Below are 16,576 nucleotides of genomic sequence, written 5' to 3' on the forward strand. Positions count from 1 at the left end.
ATGGCCAGCGCGAGCGCGAAGCGGACGCGCGCCACGGCGGCGCTCCTGATGCTCGGGCTGTCGGCGTGCGTCGCTCGGACTCCGGCGACGGTCTCGCTGCGGGTGAAGGGGAACGTGCCCGACGCGTCGGTCACCATCGACGACCAGTACATCGGCGCGCTCGCCTACGTCGCCGCCCACGGCGTCGCGCTGCCGCCCGGCGCGCACCGGATCACCGTGGAGAAGGCCGGCTACTTCGCCTGGGACCGCCTGGTCGAGGCCAGGAGCGGCGCCCCGCCGATCCACCTCCAGGTGCAGCTCACGCCCGTGCCGGATTGACGATCTCGCGGGGCCGACGCCGGCCGGCCCTGGCGCCGCCGCACATCCACCGGCGCGCAGGCGAGAGGGCACAGGACGAAATCATCCGCAGGCGGTCTCCGTAATTCATGCGGTGGATGCACGTGGCATCCATCGCGATCTCAACCTTACGGGGGACCGAATCATGCCGGATCGGAGCAGTCCGAAGGCGCGCGTGACGAAGACGCGCGCGCCTTCCATGCACAAAGCAGCCCGGCGCGCCCGCCGGTGCGCCACCCTCGATGTGTGCGGTCCCGAGAGCTGTCGCCCGGGAGGCCGCCTGTTTCACGCCCTGTGCGATCTCGCCGATCGCTTCCTGCAACGCCGGGGAGATCCGCGGGCGATGCAGCTGGGCACCGTGCTGTTCTATGTCGCGTTCCACAGCGCCCGAGCCGCCGAGGACGACGACTTCCGCCTCTCTCTCCGGACCTCCCTGGACATGCTGGTCGAGCTCGAGCCGGTCGAGCGCTGGCTCCGGCCGCCGCCGGCGTCCGATCTGCCGGCCGGCCGGTCTGCGCCGCGCCCCTACCCCACCTGCGCCGGCGCGGAGCTCCCGGCGCCGCGAGGCTCCGGATGACGCCGCCGCGTTCCTCGCCGTCCGCGCCGCCGTCCGCGCCGGCGCGCCCGTCGTTCGAGACGGTCTATGCCGTGGGCTTGCCGTTCCTTCATCACGCGCTCCGCTGGCTGGGCGTCTCGGTGAACGATCTGGACGACATGCTCCAGGAGGTCTTCCTCGCGGCCTATCGGGGCCTGGCCAGCTACGACCCATGGCGTTTCCACGCGGCCCCTGCGGGCGGGCTCTCCGCGTCAGGGCCGCCGCCCCTTCGCATCACGCCCGAGGCGGCGCTGCATCGGTGGCTGTTCGGCATCGCATGGAGAAAGACGAGCCACTACCACGCGCGCGCTCACCGGCGCCGCGAGATCCCCTCCGGGGCCGGCGTGTCCTGGCCGTTCGACGGGCGCGCCCCGGCGCCGACGCCGGAGCAGTCGCTCGCGAGCGCCGACCGCGCCGAGATCGTGACGGCGCTGCTGCTGAAGGTCGCGCCCGAGCGGCGCGTGATCCTCGTCATGTACGATCTCCTCGGCGTCGCGGTGGCCGACATCGCCGGCGAGCTTTCGCTCAACGAGAACACGGTCCGCTCCCGCCTGCGCCTCGCCCGCGAGGACTTCCGCGCCGCGGTCGCGCGTCAGTCGGCCGAGCGGCGCAGCGCCCTGTGCGCCCTCACCGCGTCGGAGCGCCCCCTCCACACGAGCGCCACAACCATGCTCCACACCGTGCGCGCGTTCCCTGCCGTCCCCGCGCCCGCTGCACGCGCGCTCTGGCGCCGCCTCCAGCAGCGGATCGCCGAGCGCTCCGCGATTGCCAGGACCACCCCGCCAGCACTGTGGTAAGTGCCAGCGGGCCAGCGCCACAAACGCAGGGACGATAGGGACAGAACGCAGCGCGCACGGCGCCGCACACAACAACGCGACTACGCGACCACGCGACAGCAAGACGAGAGCGAAAAATACGAAGCGGGCGACCCCACTGGCAGCTTGACGCCCCGGCACGTTTGTGTAGTCTCCGCCGCCCTCGCAGAGAAAGTCCTACGATCATGGCCAATACTCCGAAGTGGAATGTCCGTCTGCGTCACGAATGGCTCGCCACCCCGCTCAAGAAGAAGCGCCTGAAGCGCTGCCAGAAGGCGCGGATCGGCCTGCTCGATGCGGAGCAGCGCAAGGCTGCCAAGCAGAAGCCCGTCCAGGTCGAGCAGCCCGCGAGCTGAAGGGGCGACCACCCGTTACGCACCGCGCGACACTTGCCAGTCCGGCCGCGCGAACACCTCGAAATCACGAGCCGCTCACGGTTCCGCAGGTCGGCGCCCTCGCGCGGCGCGATCCGTGGTAGCGTCGCCTCGCGGTGTTCGCCCGCGCGTTGGCGACGAATCGTCGATCCCCACCTCTGGTGAGGGTCGACCCGGATCCATGGGAGCGAGGCCCTGAGCGTGTCGGATTCGAGCTTTTCGCCCGGTCGCTCGGGCACTCCTGCCGTGCCATCGTCCCGCGCGCCCTCCACGGGAGGCGAGGAGGGCGACGGACCCACCCGCGTCATGAGCGACACGGAGCGGCAGGCCGCGCTTGCCGCCGTGCGCGGAGCGCAGGCCGCGGCCGCCGCCGCTGCCGCCACCTCCACGACCGCGGAGACGGTTCGCCCTCCGCCGCCCCCTCCGCCCGCGGCGGGCGCGGCGGCGCACGAGCTGGCCGCCGAGACGGTCCGCCCCGCTGCCCTCCCCAAGGGGCTGGCAGCGGCGGCGGCGCACGACGCGACCGCCGACACGGTCCGTCCACCCGCTCCTCCCGCGGGGAGCGCGGCGGGCCCCCCGGACAGCGCGGCCGGCGGGCAGCCGGCGGAGGCGGACCCGCTCGTCGGCACCACGGTGGCGGGCGCGTACCACGTCATCCGCCTGCTCGGTGAAGGCGGCATGGGCCGCGTCTACGAGACGCACCACACCCGCATCCCGGGCAAGCGGTTCGCGCTGAAGACGCTCCACCCCGAGCTCGCCCAGCAGCCCACCGTCCTCGCGCGGTTCCAGCGCGAGGCCGAGGCCGCGGCGTCGATCCGGAGCCCGCACGTCGTCGAGATCTTCGACGTGAACCGGCTGAGCGACGGCCGGCCGTGCATCATCGCCGAGTACCTGGAGGGCAAGGGCCTCGACGAGCTCCTCGCAGGGTCGGGAGGGCGGCTGCCGGCCGGCGCCGCGGTGCGGATCGCGCGCGAGGTATGCGAAGGCATCGCGGCCGCGCACGCCGCGGGCATCGTGCACCGGGACATCAAGCCGGAGAACATCTTCCTCACGGGCGACCCTGCGTGCCCGACCGTGAAGGTCCTCGATTTCGGCATCTCGAAGACCTCCGCGCCGTCCACGCTCACGAGGACGGGCATGGTGCTCGGAACGCCGGCGTACATGGCCCCGGAGCAGGCGAAGGGGGAAGACATCGACCCTCGAGCCGACATCTACGCCGTGGGGGCGGTCCTCTACCACGCGCTCACGGGGCAGCGCCCCTTCGAGCGCAGCGACCCGACGGCAGTGCTCCTCGCCGTCATGACGGAGGAGCCGCCGCCGCCGCGATCGCTGAACCCGGAGATCCCGCCGGGCCTGGAGGTCATCGTCCAGCGCGCCATGGCGAAGCAGCGAGAGGGCCGCCACGCCTCGATGGGCGAGCTCGCCGGCGAGCTCGCGCCCTACGAGGAAGCGGCCGCGCCCGGGCCGCCCAGCGCTCGCGCGTCGCTCGCGCGCGCGTCCGTCGTGCTCGGGCGGCCTTACGCGCTCTCGCACGCGTTCGGCCTGCCCGGCTCCGCGTCGTCCGAGGCGTACCTGACGCGGCAGATGGTCTTCCTCGTGGTGAGCCTCGGCCTGGGGTGGCTCGGCGCGGGCCTCGTCAGCTGCCTCGCCGGCTTCGCGCGCGCGGCGCGCGGCGACGCCGCCGCGATGTCGAGCCAGGGAGCCACCTTGCTCACGCTCGGGATCCTGTGCGCCCTGTTCGGCGTCGGGCTGCTCGGCGGCTTCTATATCTTTCGCCGCGTCTGGCGGGACGACGCCCGGATGAGCGCGCTCGCGCCGCGGCTCACGACGCCCGTCGTGCTCGCCCTCGTGGCCTACGGGTCCGCGTCGCTGCTCGTGCGGCTCGTCGAGGCCGTGTTCCTGCGGCGCGCCATCGGCATCGCGTGGCCGGTCTGGGACGCGCTGCTCTTCCTCATCAGCGTGCTCGCCGCGGGCGCCGCCGCCCTGTTCCAGTGGCGAGGCCAGCGGCGATGAGCCCGCGGCCGGGCCACCGGACGTGAGCCATGGGCCGCCGTCCGGGCGTGTGTTAGGGGAGCGGGCCATGCCAGCGCAGGCATCTGGGACGGGCGCCAGCCAGGCCAGCACCCCTGACAGACCGGGCGCACAGGCGGGAACAACCACCGTGCTCGGCGCAGGCGGCAACGCCTCGGGCTCGCGCCCCTCCCTGCTGGCGCGGACGCCGCCCGCTGCGCTGTGGCTTGTCACGGGCGCGGCTGCCCTCGTGGTCGTCGTGATCGCCGCGGCGCTGCTGCGCGACGGCGTCTCCCTCTCCCGGCTCGAGTCGGCCTCGCTCGCCGAGCGCGCGACGCCGTCGAGCTCCGGCCTCCGGCGTCCGGTCGCGCCGAAACCCTCCGATGCCGTCCCCGCCGACGAGCTGGCGACGGCGACCGCGGGCGGCGTGCTCGCGCTCGAGGCGCTCGCCTCGCGCTACCCGAAGGATCCGGCGATCTTCCGCGCGCTGATGCTGCGTCACGCGCTCCCGCCGCCTTACCACGCCGCCGCGCTCGCCGCGGCGAAGCGGCTGCTGGAGCTCGATCCGGGGGCGGCGGCCGACGACGACGTGGAGCGCATCGTCTCGAGCGCCGCCAGCGGACCGCCCGAGGTGGCCTCGGCCGCGCTCGACCTGATGGCGAGCGGCATGGGCAGCCACGGGGCGGATCTGCTCTACGAGCTCGCGGTGGGGAGCTCCGCGCTGAAGGAGCGCGCCGCGAAGCGGCTCGCGGAGGCCGCGGTCCAGGGGCGGGCGACGCCCGCGCTGCGCATCGCCCACGAGCTCCGGGTCGCGCCCTCCTGCAAGGCGAGGCAGGCCTTGCTGGCGCGCGCGACGACCGACGGCGATCGGCGCGCCATCGATGTCCTCGCGCCGCTCATCACCAGCAAGGGCAAGGGGTGCGGCTTTCTGGGCATGAGCCGCTGCACGGCGGCGTGCGCCTCGATCGCGGGAGAGATCAAGGCGGCGATCCAGGCGATCGAGGCGCGCACCGGGCCATCGCCCCGGGCGGCGGACGCGCCTGCGAGCCGATGACCGCGCCTGCGAGCCGACGACAGCGTCGGTGAGCCGATGACCGCGCCTGCGAGCCGATGACCGCGCCCGCGAGCCGATGACCGCGCCCGCGAGCCGACGACAGCGTCGGTGAGCCGATGACCGCGCCCGCGAGCCCATCGCCTCACGCTCGAATCGATGACGTTGACCGAGGGTTGCGCAGGTGGGAGCCTTGACATAGTAGGGCTCAACTCATGTACGTTCCTGCTCAACCCTGGTCGCCGGATTCATGGCGTGAACGTTTCAACGCTGCGCCCCTCCCGTATGACGAGCCCGAGGCCGTCCAGGCGGCCGTCGAGAAGCTCCGGGCGTTGCCGCCGCTCGTGACCTCGTGGGAGGTCGAGCGACTCAAAGGCTATCTGGCCGAAGCGCAGCTCGGCCGCCGGTTCGTGCTCCAGGGGGGAGACTGCGCGGAGACGCTCGACGACTGCCGCCCGAACATCGTCACGAACAAGCTGAAGATCCTGCTCCAGATGTCGCTCGTGCTCGTGCACGGCGCCCGCCGGCCGGTGGTGCGCCTCGGGCGCTTTGCCGGGCAGTACGCCAAGCCGCGCTCCAGCCCGGTCGAGACGCGCGACGGCGTGAGCTTGCCCAGCTATTTCGGGGATCTCATCAATCGTGCTCCCTTCGACGCCTCCTCCCGGCGCCCCGATCCGAACCTGATGATCACGGGATATCAGCACGCGGCGATCACCCTGAATTTCATCCGTTCCCTGTCGGAGGGCGGCTTCGCCGATCTGCACCACCCGGAGTACTGGGACCTGAGCTTCCTCGAGCGGGCGGATCTGCCCGGCGAGCTGCGCGAGCGATACCAGCGGATGACGGAGCAGGTCGGGGAGGCCCTTCGGTTCATGGAGGCGCTCGCGGAGGTGCCGGTCGGGGAGCTCTCGCGGGCCGAGTTCTTCACGAGCCATGAAGGGCTCAACCTGCACTACGAGTCCGCGCAGACGCGGAAGGTCGCGCGCCGGCCCGGCTTCTACGACCTGACGACCCACCTGCCCTGGATCGGCGAGCGCACGCGGCAGCCGGACGGCGCGCACGTCGAGTTCTTCAGCGGCGTGGAGAACCCGCTGGGCATCAAGCTCGGCCCGAAGACGCTCCGCGACGACGTGATTCGCCTCCTCGACCGGCTCAACCCGGCGGACGAGCCGGGCAAGATCGTGCTCATCGTGCGCATGGGCGCGGGCCGCGTGCGCGACGGGCTCCCGCCGCTCATCGAGGCGGTGCGGTCCGCCGGGCGCAAGGTGCTCTGGATGTCCGACCCGATGCACGGCAACACACTGACGACGTCCGGCGGGATCAAGACACGGAATTTCGAGGATATCCTCACCGAGATCGAGGGGAGCTTCGAGGTGCACGAGTCCATGGGATCCCACCTCGGCGGCGTCCACTTCGAGCTCACGGGCGACGATGTCACCGAGTGCGTCGGGGCGGGGCTCACGGAGTCCGATCTCGACCAGCGCTACGCGAGCCTGTGCGACCCGAGGCTGAACTACCGCCAGTCCCTCGAGATGGCGTTCCGTATCGCCCACCGCATGACGGAGGCCTCCCGGCGCGCGAAAGGCTGAGTCGGAGGGCAGGAGTCCCCTGCTGGCGTTCCGTCGAGACTGCCCAATGAACACCCGCAGGGGGTAGTTCGCCATGCAGACCATCTCGACGGAACAGGGTGAGAGCCGACAGGGCGGAGAGCAAGCCACGACGGATGCCTCGCACGGGTGTCCGCAGCGCTCCGGCGCCAGCCCCACGCTGCTCGAGCATATCCTGCCGGAAGCCGATATCGTCATGAACCACGCAATCGTGGTGATGGCGCCACCGGAGGTGACGTACGCCACGCTGAAGAGGGTGGATTTCGCGAGGAGCCGCTCTCTCCTGCTGCGCGCGGTCTTCGCGCTCCGCCTGGCCGCCGTGCGGCGCGCCCGGCGCAGGCTCCGCCTCGCGCCGCTTCCGGCGCGCGCGCGGATGTCGCTCCAGAACATCGAGGATTACGGCCAGTCCAAGCTCGCCGAAAAGGAGGGATCCGAGATCGTCATCGGCTCGATCGCGCGCCTGTTGAGCGTGGAGAGCCTGTTCACGAGGCGGACCGCCGCCGAGTTCAAGTCGTTCGACTGCGCCGGCTACTTCAAGGCGGCGGCGAGCTTCGTCGTGATGCCCTACGGACAGCGCCGGACGCTGCTCGCGTACGAGGCGCGCATCCGCGCGACCGACACGCGGACGAGGCGGCGGCTGTTCCTCCTGGACGCGCTGACGGCGCCGCTCGGGAGGCTCGTCATGCGCCGGATGCTCCGCGTCGTCGCCAGGGTCGCCAAGTACCAGTGCGCGGCGCCGCCGTATCATCGCCAGCAGGCCATGTAGCGCGATCACCGGCGATCACCCCGCCGGGAGCGCAGCCGGGGCGCGCCTTGCGCCTCGGCCCTCGCTCGTGCACCCTACGCGGCGAAGGAGGCCCGCCATGCACCCCATTGCATCCACGAGCCTCGGCCTGACGCGCCGCTGAGCGCGCCGGCGAGGCTCACATCCCCGAGCTCATCTCGCGTGTCGCTGGAACCGCGCGGCCGACGCGTAGGTGCGTCGCCGCGCCCTCGGGAGCATGGCATGGGCAAAGATCGATCGCGGAGCCGCGAAAGCGCGCGCTCCGTCGTGGATGCAGGTTCGTTGTTCGGTGGGACGGCGGCGCGGAACGCGCAGCGCAAGGAGCGCCAGCTCTGCCGTCAGGTGCAGGAGGCGGTGAGCGACGCGCTCGCCGCGCTCCGCGACGACGTCCTCCAGGGCGTCTGGGTGATGGGTGTGGAGCCGGCGCCGGACGCCAGCCGGCTCGCGGTGGTCGTGCAGGTCAGGCCTGGCACGCCGCCGGAGCTGGCGGCGGCGCGGCTGGAGAAGGTGGCGGGCTACGTGCGCTCGGAGGTCGCAGGGGCGATCACCCGCAAGCGCGCGCCGACGCTCGCGTTTCAGGTGCTGCCGCCGGAGGGAGAGCCGTGAGCGCGCGCATCTCCGCGTGGCTCCCGGAGGGCGCGAGCGCGGCGCTCAGCGCGTCGCTCTCGCGGCTCGCGCGCACCGAAGACGTCGCGCACATCGCGGTCATGCCGGACGCGCACGTGGCCGACGACGTGTGCGTCGGCACGGTGACGGCCACGACCCGTCGCCTCCTGCCGGCGGCGGTCGGCGGCGACATCGGCTGCGGCATGGTCGCGCTGCGGCTCCGCGCGGACGCCGATCTGCTCGCGGATCGCGATCGCGCGGCGCAGCTCCTCTCCGCGCTGGGCCGCCGCGTCCCTCACCTGTTGCGCCCCGCCGCCGGCGCCCCGCCGCTGCCCGGCGATCTCGCCGAGGCGCGGCTCGCCGCGCCTCGCCTCGAGGCGATGAAGCACCGCGAGGGCCGGATGGAGCTGGGCACGCTGGGCCGGGGCAACCATTTCCTGGAGGTGCAACGCGACGAGGAGGGCGCGCTGTGGCTGCTCCTCCATAGCGGTTCGCGCGCCATGGGCCCCGCGATCCGGCAGCACCACGAGGCGCTTGCGGCGCGCGACGCGTCGGGCGTCCGCTTCCTCGACGCCGACAGCGAAGCCGGGCGCGCGTACCTCGATGACGCCGCCTGGGCCGCAAGGTACGCGCAGGCGAGCCGCGCACGGATGGTCACCGAGGCCCTCTCGCTCTTCGCCGAGCTGTTCGGCGTCGACGCCGACGCGTCGTCGCGCGTCGAGGTCGATCACAACCACGTCCGGCGCGAGGAGCACGGCGGACGCGCGCTGTGGGTGCACCGCAAGGGCGCCATGGGGCTCCGCGAGGGGGAGCTCGGCGTCGTGCCCGGGTCGATGGGGAGCCCGAGCTTCCACGTCGAGGGGCGCGGCCACCCCGAGGCGCTCGGCTCGTCGGCGCACGGCGCCGGGCGCGCGCTGCCGCGGGGCGAGGCGCGGCGCCGCATCGGCGCGCGGCAGCTGCTGCGAGAGGCCGAGGGCGTGTGGTTCGACCACCGCCTCGCGGACCGGCTGCGCGAGGAGGCGCCCTCGGCGTACAAGGACATCGGCGCGGTCATGCGGGCGCAACGCGACCTCGTGCGCGTCGCGCGCCGGCTCTGGCCGGTGCTCGTCTACAAGGCGCCATGAGCGGACCCGTCACGGCCGATCAAGGGTGACGACAGGCGACGTCCACGTCTCCCAGTGCGCCTCGTTGTCCGGATCGCCGAGCGCACGGAGCGCGCGGAGCTTGATCAGGTAATCCCCGTCCGGGACGACGGTCGCCCTCCCGTCGAGCGTCGTCGTCCCCTTCCATCCGTACCGCGTGACCGACGTCGCGGAAGCGCTCTGACCGACGTGGGACAGCATCAGCGCGCGCCCCCACGGCTTCGCCGTGGCGGCGTCGACGATGTCCAGCGTCATGCGCTCCGCGCCGTGATCGAGGTGGACGACCACATACGGCACGTCGTCCGACTCCAGCGTGTAGGCCGCGCCGCGCGGCTGCTGAGTCAGGCGCGTCCCGCTCAGCTTGCCGAGCCACGGAGCCCCGAGACCCGACGGCTTGAGGACGGGCAGGCTCTGATAATCGCCCTTGAAGCCCGCATACGGCACCCGCAGCAGGCCGTCGGCCGCGCCGCCCCGCGGCGTGAACACGAGGTAGCCGCCGAACAGGCCGCCTTCCGCGAGCGCATCGCTCGCCGTGACCGTGACGGAGACGGTCGCGCTCCCGGCGGCGGGCACCGTGACGCTCGCGGCGCTGAAATCGACGCGCGCGGCGCCGGTCGTGGCGCTCGCCGGCGCCCAGTGGTCACCCGCGGTCGCGCACGCCGCGGGCACGTGCGACAGGTCGTAGGTGACGTCGTGCCCGCTCGAGTTCTCGAGCGTCAGCGTGCGCGCGGCGGGGCCGGCCTCGCTCTCTCCCAGCGAGAGCTTTCCAGGGATGATCATGGTGGTCGCGCGGATCGCCCGGTCGACGCGGATCACGCCTGCGCCCTGCCGATGCGCGCTCTCCGGCACGCCGGCGCTCACATCGCCGCTCCACGGCGCGGGGACCGCGGTGTTCTGCAGGACGTCGCGCACGCGCGCCGCGGACAGCTCCGGGCGCGCGGCGAGCAGGAGCGCGACGGCCCCGGTCACGTGCGGCGCCGCCATCGACGTCCCGCTGAGCGTGTCGTACGAGCCTTGCTCGATCGGCACCGTCGAGTAGATCGTGCCGCCGGGCGCCGCGAGATCGGGCTTGAAGGACAGCGCCGCGCTCAGGCCGTACGAGCTGAAGCGGGAGACGAGGCCCGCGGTGCCGTTCCGCGCGGCCACGGCTCGATGGGTCCAGCTCTGGGTCACGGGTCCGGCGTCGAGGCGCGCGTTGAGGAGCTCGCCGTCCGCCTGCGCGATCCCCACGACAGGGATGGTGATCGGGTCGTCGCCCTCCACGGACGGGCTCATCGCCCCGGCCCGGTCGTTGTAGAGCACGACGCCGACGGCGCCCGCGGCGTGCGCGCGCGTGGCCTTCAGGTGGAACGAGCAGCCGCCGCGCCGGACGAGCGCGATCTGGCCTGCGAGGCTGCCAGCGGGGAGAGCGGCGCACGCGTCGCGCGCGCTGGTGATCGTCCCCGTGCGCGCGAGGGCGGCGCTGCCCGAGAGCGGCGCGGGCGGGCTCCCGGCGGCGCGAGCGTAGCCGATCACGGCGTCGCCCGGCGAGACGGTGAACGACAGGGTGGTGACGCGGGTGCTGTCGACGGACGCGGTGCCGATGACCGCCTCTCCCACGCCGGGCGCGCCGGCGGCCCAGAGCCCCTTCTCGCCGCTGTTGCCGATCGACGCCACGACCACGACGCCGCGCCCGACGAGCGCGCTCGCCGCCGCCGCCGTCGGGTAGTCAGGCCACTGGAACGGCGTTCCGATGCTGATGTTGATGACGTGCATGCCGTCGCTGGCTGCCCGCTCCATCGCCTTGAGGATGATGTCCGCGCGAGAGCCGCCGCGGCAGCCGAACACGCGGTAAGCGCCGAAGGTCACGTCCGGGGCCACGCCCTGCACGACCCCGTTCGCCCCGATGATGCCGGCGACGTGCGTGCCGTGGCCCAGGCAATCGTCGGGCTGTCCGTCGGGCACGGGCGGCTTGCTCGGGTCGCCGGCGACGAAATCGTCGCCGACGAAATCGTAGCCAAACGCCACGCGGCAGCCCGGGCCGAAGCAGCCTCCGAGATCGGGGTGATTGTAGTCGATGCCGCTGTCGATCACGCCGACGCGGATGCCCTCGCCGGTCACGCCGAGCTCTCGGCGCACGACGTCCGCGCCCGACATCTCGCCTGCGACGGCGAGGTCCGGGTCGACCGTCGGCGCCGCGCGCGTGGTGTCGAGCTCCACCGGCACCACGGGGTAGACGGCCTTGACCCCGGGCATGTCCGCGAGCGCGGCGGAGCTCTCCTGCGCGACCCGGACGGAGAGGCCGTTCCAGAGCTCCTCGAACGAGAATCGTTGTTTGTACCGGAGCCCGCGGGCCGCGGCAGCTCGCCGGAAGAGCTCCCGCTCCTCCTCGACAAGGCGCTTGACGCGGTCGCCCCCGCTGTCCCTCGCGGCCGGCGCTCGCTCGAACTCCACGAACCAGAGCTCCGTGGCCTCGGCCGGCGCGAACGTCGCTTCGCCTGGCTCCGAGTCGTCTGGAGGGGCAGTGTCGTGGCCCGCCTCCTTGTCTCCAGTCTCTCCGCTGCACCCTGAAATGGCGAACCAGAGAGATGCCAGAACGAGCCGGCAACCACCGCACCTCACAAGCCCCTTTCCGCGCGCTCCGATCATCGATCAGCTATGTTCGATGACGCGAATCGGTCAAGCGTGAGCGGCGCGAGAACGGAGGGAGGCGCGCGCCGCGGACCGTCATTGTCGCAGACCATGGAAGAGTGGTTGTTTCGGAGCAGCCGCCCATTCGGGTGGGGCGTAACGAGGACCGCGCTGTGCGGCCCTGCCACGCGCGGCGGAGCGCGGCGGCGCGGTGTCCACGAAGCCCGGAGCGCCCAGAGAAGCCCCCTCGAGAGATGTCGTTATCTCGCGATGTCGTCGCTGTCCTGCCATGCCGCGGCGTCCGAGCTCATCGCGCTCACGAGGCCGCCTGGGGCTCCGGCGGCGCGTGTCCGGCCCCGGGCGTTGCCGGTCCTCGGGCGCTCGACTAGCGTGGCGCGGCTCTCCGGCGCGGGCGGCGCCGGGGCTCGGATGCACGATGACGGTCCTAGAGCGCGCCTTGTTCTCCTTGCACCATCGCCTGGTCCACGTGCCGCGCGTGGTCCGCGTCGCGCGGGCGCTGGCCGCGCAGGTGGGCCCTGCGGCGTCGCTGCTCGACGTGGGCGCGGGCGACGGCACGGTCGCGCTGGAGGTCGCGCGCCTGGTCGGGGCGCCCCGCGTCGTCGGCGTCGACGTGAAGGCGCGTCCCGGGGCGGCGCTGCCGGTCATCGGCTATGACGGCGAGCGCCTCCCCTTCCCCGACGCGGCGTTCGAGGCGGTGCTCCTCTCCGACGTGCTGCACCACGCCGCGCGCCCCGGCGCCCTGCTCGCCGAGGCGCTGCGGGTCGCGTCCCGCGTCGTCGCGCTCAAGGATCACTTCCGGTTCGGCCCGGTCTCGGAGCGCGTGCTGCTCTGGATGGATCTCGCCGGGAACGCCGCGCCCGGCGTCGAGGTGCGGGGCACATATTTCACGCCGGGCGGGCTCGTCGATCTCGTGCGCGACGCGGGCGGTCGCATCACCGGCCTCGAGTGGCCGCTCCGGATCCACGATCTGCCGTTCCGCCTCGTGACCCAGGATCGCCTCCAGTTCGCGGCGCGGATCGAGCGCCTGGCCTCGGGGATCGCGGGAGCCGCGGGAGACGCGTGATGAAGGAGCTCAGGTCGTTCGTCGTCGGCGGCGCCGGGTTCATCGGGAGCCACCTTGCCGATCGCCTGGTCGAGCGCGGCCCCGTGACGATCTACGACAACCTCTCTGTCGGGCGCCGCGCGTTCGTGGCGTCGCACCTCGCCTCCGGGCGCGCGGCGCTCGTCGAGGCCGACGCCCTCGATCTGGAGCGGCTCACCGAGGCCATGGCGGGCCACGACCTCGTCGTGCACCTCGCGGCGAACCCCGAGGCGCGCTGGGGGCTCGCGCGGACGCGGCTCGACCTCGATCAGGGCACCATCGCGACGTACAACGTGCTCGAGGCGATGCGGCGGACGGCCGTCGGCCGGCTGATCTTCTCGTCCTCCGGGACGGTCTACGGCGACACCGCGCGTCGGTGCGCGGAGGGCGATCTCGGCGCCTTGCCCATCTCGCTCTACGGCGCGAGCAAGCTCGCGGGCGAGGCGCTCATCAGCGCCTATGTCGAGTGCTTCGGCCTCACGGCGTGGATCTACCGCTTCGGCAACGTCGTCGGGCCGCGCGGGACGCACGGCGCGGCGCTCGATTTCCTGAAGAAGCTGCGCGATCGGCGGACGGAGCTCGAGGTGCTCGGCGATGGGCGCCAGTCGAAGCCGTACCTCGATGTCCGGGACTGCGCGGAGGGGATCCTGTTCGGCTTCGATCAGGCCAGGGAGCGGCTCAACATCTACAACCTCGCGCCCGAGGACACGACGAGCGTCTCGCGCATCGCGGAGCTGTGCGTGGCGGCGTCGCCCTATCCGGACGCGGTGATCCGGTATCAGGGAGGCGAGCGCGGGTGGCCTGGGGACGTGCCGCGATCGCGGATGGATCCTGGCAAGCTGGCGGCGCTGGGCTTCCGGGTGCGCCACACGAGCGACGAGGCGGTCCGGATGGCGGTGGAGGCGCTGGCGAGCGAGGTGTTCGGGGGCGAGCTGGCGCGGTGAGCGCGCCGTCGACGCGGCCGCCGCCGCGCGTGTCGGCCGCGGTGGTAGACTCCGCGGATGGCTGAGCTCACCCTCTATATCGGGAACAGGACCTATTCCTCGTGGTCGCTCCGGGCCTGGCTCGCCCTGAAGCAGGCTGGCGCCGATTTCGAAGAGGTGGTGATCCCCCTCAGGGCGCCGGGCACGCGCACGCTCGAGATCCAGCGTTACTCTCCGTCGGGCAAGGTGCCGGCCTTGCAGCACGGGGCGCTCACGATCTGGGAGTCGCTCGCGATCGCCGAGTATGCGGCGGAGATCTTCCCCGCGGCGAAGCTCTGGCCGGAGGCGCGCGACGCGCGCGCCGTCGCGCGATCGGTGAGCGCCGAGATGGCGAGCAGCTTCACCGCGCTCCGCGCCGCGCTTCCGATGAACGTGCGGCGGAAGATCCAGGGCGTGGCGATCACCGACGCGGCGTCGGAGGACATCGCGCGCGTCCAGGCGGTATGGAACGACTGCCGATCGCGCTTCGGCCAGGGAGGCGAGTTCCTGTTCGGGCGCTTCAGCGTGGCGGACGCCATGTACGCGCCGGTCGCGACGCGGTTCGACACGTACGGCGTCGAGCTCGACGCCGTCTCCCGGCGCTACGTGGCGTCGATCCTCGGGCTGCCCGCGATGCAGGCGTGGGTCGCCAAGGCCAGGGAGGAGCCGCACATCATCGAGGCGTACGAGGCCATCGGCGTCGTGGGCGTGTAATAAGTAAATATGTAAGCAGAAGCGAGCGGTCCAGGCCGCGCTCGCGATCGCCGGCGGCGCCGCACCGCGATGCGGCGGCCGGCGACGGAAAGCGCTAGACCCGGACATGCCGCACGAACTCGACCTCATCCTCACGATCACGGGCGGGCTCACCGCAGCCCTGGCGCTCGGCTTCGTCACCCAGCGCCTGAGGCTCTCTCCCATCGTGGGCTACCTGCTGGCCGGCCTCCTCGTCGGCCCCTTCACCCCGGGGTTCGTGGCGGACAAGCGGCTCGCGGACCAGCTCGCGGAGATCGGGGTCATCCTGCTGATGTTCGGGGTCGGCCTGCAGTTCCACGTCCGCGAGCTCCTCGCCGTGCGCAAGGTCGCCGTGCCCGGCGCGCTCATCCAGATCGCGGTCGCCACGGCGCTCGGCGCCATGGTCGGCCGCGCCGCGGGCTGGACGTGGGGCGCGGCGGTCGTCTTCGGCGTGGCCATCTCGGTGGCGAGCACCGTCGTGCTCACGCGGGTCCTCAGCGACAACGACGTCCTGCACACCCCCGCTGGCCACCTCGCCATCGGCTGGCTCGTGCTCGAGGACGTCTTCACCGTGCTGGTGCTCGTGCTGCTCCCCGCCGTGATGGGCGAAGCCGCGGGCGCGGGCGCGGCGGGCGTCGCCGTGTCCGTGGGGATCGCGGTCCTGAAGCTCGCCGGGCTCGTGGCGTTCATCTTCATCGTCGGACAGCGCGTCATCCCCGCGCTGCTCGGGTACGTGGCGAAGACCGGCTCGCGGGAGCTCTTCACGCTGACGGTGCTCGTCGTCGCGCTCGGCGTCGCCGTGGGCTCGGCCATTCTCTTCGGATCGTCGATGGCGCTCGGCGCCTTCCTCGGTGGCCTGGTCGTCGGCCAGTCCGACTTCAGCTCGCGCGCCGCGTCGGAGGCGCTCCCGATGCGCGACGCGTTCGCCGTGCTGTTCTTCGTCTCGGTGGGGATGCACCTCGACCCGGCGCAGCTCGCCGTGGGCTGGCAGCTGGCCGCGGGGACGCTCGCGGTGGTGCTGATCGGCAAGCCGCTCGCCGCGCTCGCGGTGACGACGCTGCTCCGCCGCCCCCTCCAGACCGGCTTCGCCGTGGCCCTCTCGCTCGCGCAGATCGGGGAGTTCTCGTTCATCCTCGCGGCGCTCGGCAAGAAGCTCGGCGTCCTCCCGGTCGAGGCCGAGCAGGCGCTCGTCGCCGCCGCCATCGTGTCGATCACGCTGAACCCGGTGCTCTTCGGCCTCCGGGATCGCCTCGCGCGATGGACGTCGGCGCTCTTCCTGCGGCGCGAGGCAGCAGCCGAGGCCGCTCCGGCGGACGAGCACGCCCACCGCACCGTCGTGGTGGGATACGGCCCTGTCGGGAAGACGCTGACGCGGCTGCTCCGTGAGAACGGCATCGCGCCGACCGTCGTCGAGCTGAACCTCGACACGGTGAAGCAGCTGCAGGACCAGGGCATCCGCGCGATCTACGGCGACGCCACGCAGCGGGAGATCCTCGAGCGGGCCGGGGTCGGGACGGCGGACAGCCTGCTGTTCACGGCGGCGGGCGCGCCCGGGGACGGCGTCATCGAGCAGGCGAAGGGCGTGAACCCGCGGCTGTTCGTCCTCGCCCGCGCCTTCTACCTGCGCGAGGTGACCGCGCTGAAGAAGGCGGGCGCGGACGTCGTGGTGACCGGCGAGGCGGAGGTCGCGTTCTCGATGACCGAGCGCCTCCTCGTGCGGCTGGGCGCGACGTCCGAGCAGCTCGAACGCGAGCGCGATCGCGTCCGGAGCGAGCTCTTCGGCGGCGGCTCACCAGGGCCTCGCCCCGCGGTGCACGACGCCTGACCTCGCGGCGGGCATGCGCCGCGCC

Annotated in this window: 15 protein-coding genes; 14 read left to right on the plus strand and 1 reads right to left on the minus strand. The window is 72.7% G+C overall.

Features of this window, described 5'->3' with window-relative positions:
* From WMF14_RS20815 to WMF14_RS20860, 10 genes are all read left to right on the plus strand, one after another.
* Window positions 1-318 (plus strand): PEGA domain-containing protein, encoded by a 318-nt coding sequence (locus WMF14_RS20815; RefSeq protein ID WP_272100034.1) that lies wholly within the window; start codon window positions 1-3, stop codon window positions 316-318.
* A gap of 217 nt (window positions 319-535) precedes the next feature.
* Window positions 536-913, plus strand: a complete 378-nt coding sequence (locus WMF14_RS20820; protein WP_437803297.1) for a hypothetical protein — start codon at window positions 536-538, stop codon at window positions 911-913.
* Window positions 910-1,728 (plus strand): RNA polymerase sigma factor, encoded by an 819-nt coding sequence (locus WMF14_RS20825; RefSeq protein WP_437803298.1) that lies wholly within the window; start codon window positions 910-912, stop codon window positions 1,726-1,728. The genes WMF14_RS20820 and WMF14_RS20825 overlap by 4 nt, the downstream gene beginning before the upstream one ends.
* Before the next feature lie 203 nt (window positions 1,729-1,931).
* Window positions 1,932-2,102 (plus strand): hypothetical protein, encoded by a 171-nt coding sequence (locus WMF14_RS20830; RefSeq protein ID WP_012236312.1) that lies wholly within the window; start codon window positions 1,932-1,934, stop codon window positions 2,100-2,102.
* A gap of 324 nt (window positions 2,103-2,426) precedes the next feature.
* Window positions 2,427-4,133 carry a serine/threonine-protein kinase gene (locus tag WMF14_RS20835; RefSeq protein ID WP_437803299.1) on the plus strand — a complete coding sequence of 569 codons (1,707 nt, stop codon included), beginning with the start codon at window positions 2,427-2,429 and terminating at the stop codon, window positions 4,131-4,133.
* Window positions 4,134-4,281: 148 nt separating this feature from the next.
* Window positions 4,282-5,184, plus strand: coding sequence for a hypothetical protein (locus tag WMF14_RS20840; protein ID WP_437803300.1), 903 nt, complete (start codon window positions 4,282-4,284; stop codon window positions 5,182-5,184).
* Between the two features lie 212 nt (window positions 5,185-5,396).
* The gene (locus WMF14_RS20845) at window positions 5,397-6,770 is read left to right on the plus strand and encodes a 3-deoxy-7-phosphoheptulonate synthase class II (RefSeq protein WP_272099365.1); all 1,374 of its coding nucleotides are present in this window, start codon (window positions 5,397-5,399) and stop codon (window positions 6,768-6,770) included.
* A gap of 214 nt (window positions 6,771-6,984) precedes the next feature.
* Entirely contained in the window at window positions 6,985-7,554 is a 570-nt protein-coding gene (locus WMF14_RS20850) for a hypothetical protein (protein WP_437803301.1), read from the plus strand.
* Window positions 7,555-7,854: 300 nt separating this feature from the next.
* Window positions 7,855-8,178: a ribosome-binding factor A gene (locus WMF14_RS20855; protein ID WP_437330393.1), complete on the plus strand. Its 324-nt coding sequence runs from the start codon at window positions 7,855-7,857 to the stop codon at window positions 8,176-8,178.
* Entirely contained in the window at window positions 8,175-9,302 is a 1,128-nt protein-coding gene (locus WMF14_RS20860) for an RtcB family protein (RefSeq protein WP_437803302.1), read from the plus strand. The genes WMF14_RS20855 and WMF14_RS20860 overlap by 4 nt, the downstream gene beginning before the upstream one ends.
* Before the next feature lie 9 nt (window positions 9,303-9,311).
* Here WMF14_RS20860 and WMF14_RS20865 read toward each other — a convergent pair whose 3' ends face one another.
* On the minus strand, window positions 9,312-11,753 hold the full coding sequence (locus tag WMF14_RS20865; RefSeq protein ID WP_437803303.1) for a S8 family serine peptidase: 2,442 nt from the start codon (window positions 11,751-11,753) through the stop codon (window positions 9,312-9,314).
* Between the two features lie 613 nt (window positions 11,754-12,366).
* On the opposite strand from WMF14_RS20865, the gene WMF14_RS20870 reads away from it, so the two are divergent.
* The 4 genes from WMF14_RS20870 (at window position 12,367) to WMF14_RS20885 (ending at window position 16,551) form a co-directional block, all read left to right on the plus strand.
* The gene (locus WMF14_RS20870) at window positions 12,367-13,014 is read left to right on the plus strand and encodes a class I SAM-dependent methyltransferase (RefSeq protein ID WP_437803304.1); all 648 of its coding nucleotides are present in this window, start codon (window positions 12,367-12,369) and stop codon (window positions 13,012-13,014) included.
* Entirely contained in the window at window positions 13,014-13,976 is a 963-nt protein-coding gene (locus WMF14_RS20875; protein WP_437803305.1) for an NAD-dependent epimerase/dehydratase family protein, read from the plus strand. The genes WMF14_RS20870 and WMF14_RS20875 overlap by 1 nt, the downstream gene beginning before the upstream one ends.
* 57 nt (window positions 13,977-14,033) lie before the next feature.
* Window positions 14,034-14,708 carry a glutathione S-transferase family protein gene (locus WMF14_RS20880; RefSeq protein ID WP_437803306.1) on the plus strand — a complete coding sequence of 225 codons (675 nt, stop codon included), beginning with the start codon at window positions 14,034-14,036 and terminating at the stop codon, window positions 14,706-14,708.
* A 106-nt stretch (window positions 14,709-14,814) separates the two neighbouring features.
* Entirely contained in the window at window positions 14,815-16,551 is a 1,737-nt protein-coding gene (locus WMF14_RS20885; RefSeq protein WP_272099379.1) for a cation:proton antiporter, read from the plus strand.
* Window positions 16,552-16,576: the final 25 nt, after the last annotated feature.

Source organism: Sorangium sp. So ce693 (assembly GCF_051521375.1).
Taxonomy (GTDB): Bacteria; Myxococcota_A; Polyangia; order Polyangiales; family Polyangiaceae; genus Sorangium; species Sorangium atrum.

Coding starts and splice junctions, on each gene's coding strand:
- WMF14_RS20870 (WP_437803304.1), top strand. CDS start 12,367: ATGACGGTCCTAGAGCGCGCCTTGTTCTCCTTGCACCATCGCCTGGTC.
- WMF14_RS20875 (WP_437803305.1), top strand. CDS start 13,014: ATGAAGGAGCTCAGGTCGTTCGTCGTCGGCGGCGCCGGGTTCATCGGG.
- WMF14_RS20825 (WP_437803298.1), top strand. CDS start 910: ATGACGCCGCCGCGTTCCTCGCCGTCCGCGCCGCCGTCCGCGCCGGCG.
- WMF14_RS20820 (WP_437803297.1), top strand. CDS start 536: ATGCACAAAGCAGCCCGGCGCGCCCGCCGGTGCGCCACCCTCGATGTG.
- WMF14_RS20880 (WP_437803306.1), top strand. CDS start 14,034: ATGGCTGAGCTCACCCTCTATATCGGGAACAGGACCTATTCCTCGTGG.
- WMF14_RS20830 (WP_012236312.1), top strand. CDS start 1,932: ATGGCCAATACTCCGAAGTGGAATGTCCGTCTGCGTCACGAATGGCTC.
- WMF14_RS20850 (WP_437803301.1), top strand. CDS start 6,985: ATGAACCACGCAATCGTGGTGATGGCGCCACCGGAGGTGACGTACGCC.
- WMF14_RS20835 (WP_437803299.1), top strand. CDS start 2,427: ATGAGCGACACGGAGCGGCAGGCCGCGCTTGCCGCCGTGCGCGGAGCG.
- WMF14_RS20815 (WP_272100034.1), top strand. CDS start 1: ATGGCCAGCGCGAGCGCGAAGCGGACGCGCGCCACGGCGGCGCTCCTG.
- WMF14_RS20845 (WP_272099365.1), top strand. CDS start 5,397: ATGTACGTTCCTGCTCAACCCTGGTCGCCGGATTCATGGCGTGAACGT.
- WMF14_RS20885 (WP_272099379.1), top strand. CDS start 14,815: ATGCCGCACGAACTCGACCTCATCCTCACGATCACGGGCGGGCTCACC.